The sequence below is a fragment of the Saccharomonospora iraqiensis subsp. iraqiensis genome, from assembly GCF_000430445.1.
Lineage (GTDB): Bacteria > Actinomycetota > Actinomycetes > Mycobacteriales > Pseudonocardiaceae > Saccharomonospora > Saccharomonospora iraqiensis.
The window spans coordinates 95,819-97,328 of record NZ_KE387110.1 but is presented as its reverse complement, the minus strand read 5'-3'; the positions used below and the strand labels follow the sequence as shown (position 1 = coordinate 97,328).

Annotated in this window: 2 protein-coding genes; both read left to right on the top strand. The window is 73.4% G+C overall.

What is annotated here, in order from left to right:
• Positions 1-1,107: SbcC/MukB-like Walker B domain-containing protein (locus ACTIR_RS0116345; RefSeq protein WP_026455091.1), on the top strand; the 1,107-nt coding region annotated here is incomplete at its 5' end.
• Positions 1,104-1,510, top strand: a 407-nt coding sequence (locus tag ACTIR_RS23830; protein ID WP_034240486.1) for a TIGR02679 domain-containing protein, incomplete at its 3' end; no start/stop codon positions are given. The genes ACTIR_RS0116345 and ACTIR_RS23830, both read left to right, overlap by 4 nt.

Below are 1,510 nucleotides of genomic sequence, written 5' to 3'. Positions count from 1 at the left end.
CCCGACGACGCGGGGATCGAGCTGACGCTGTCGTCCGCCGACGACGCCGCCGCGACGCGGGAGGCCGCCCGGGCGGTGGCGACGGCCCTGCCGGACGAGACGTTCACCGAGACGGCGATCAGTACCGCGCTGAACGCGCTGATCGAGACCGTGCACGCCTGCCGGGACACGCTCAGCGGTCGGGCCGATCTGCAGCCGGAGACCGAGGGCCGGGTGCAGGAACTCACCGCGACGGTGGACGGGGTCCGGGTGGGGGCGCACCGGCTGCACACGATCCTGCGGGAGGACGCCGAGCGCAGCCGCGGCGACATCACCGCCGCCGAGCGGGAGCTGTTCGACAAGACGCTGACCGGGGACATCCGCCGTCAGCTCGCCGAGCGCATCCGCCAGGCGAACGAGATGGTGGACGCGATGAACGCCCGGCTGCAGCGGGTGCGCACCGCGTCGCGGGTGGCGGTGAAGCTGGTGTGGGAGGTGAACCCGGAGCTGCCCGCGGGCACCCGGGACGCCCGGGACCTGCTGCTCAAGTCGCCGGTGGGGATGTCCGACGCGGACCGGGACTCGCTGCACCGGTTCTTCCGGGAGCGGATCGAGCAGGCGAAGGCGGACAACACCGCGTCGAGTTGGCAGGAGCAGCTGGCGCGGGTGTTCGACTACACCGCCTGGCACCGGTTCGTGGTGAAACTGGACCGGGCCGACGGGCGCGGGTGGCAGCCGTTGACGAAGAAGCTGCACGGTGCCCTGTCCGGTGGGGAGAAGGCGATCGCGCTGCACCTGCCGCTGTTCGCGGCGGTGGCGGCGCACTACCAGTCGGTGCCCGAGGCGCCCCGGTTGATCCTGCTGGACGAGGTGTTCGTCGGGGTGGACTCGGACAACCGGGGGCAGGTGTTCGACCTGCTCACCTCGCTCGACCTGGACCTGATGCTGACCTCCGACCACGAGTGGGGCGCCTACCGCGAGCTCCCCGGCATCGCGGTGCACCAGCTCATCACCGGCGACGGCCCGGGCGGTGCGGGTGACGCGGGTACCGGGTCCGATGTGGACGACGCGGTGACCACCGCGCGGTTCGTGTGGACGGGCGCGGGATGGGAGGACGGGGAGTCGTGAACCTGCCCGCGGCGGTGTGTGTGCCGGAGCTGCGTCCGTTGTGGATGGCCATGCACGGGCGGTTGTCCACCGGCAGGCGGGTGAGCAGTGTGCGGGTGGGGCCGCTGGACGAGGCGCAGCGGGACGCCGTGGCCGACCTGCTGGGCCTGGCGCGCCGGCCGGGCACGCACTGTTCGGTGTCGCTGGGGACGCTGGAGACCGTGCTGGACGACCTGGGCACCGACGTCACCGAGGTGGTCACCGACCTGGTGGGGCCGGTCGGCGACCGTGCCGCGGAACGCGCGCGGGCGGAGGCGGAACGAACGGCGCTGTGGGAGTGGCTGGAGCACCATCCGGAGGTGCGCGGGCGCCCCGCGCTGGGGGAATGGGCGCGGCAGGTGCGCCGCGCCGGGGTGCGGGGGTC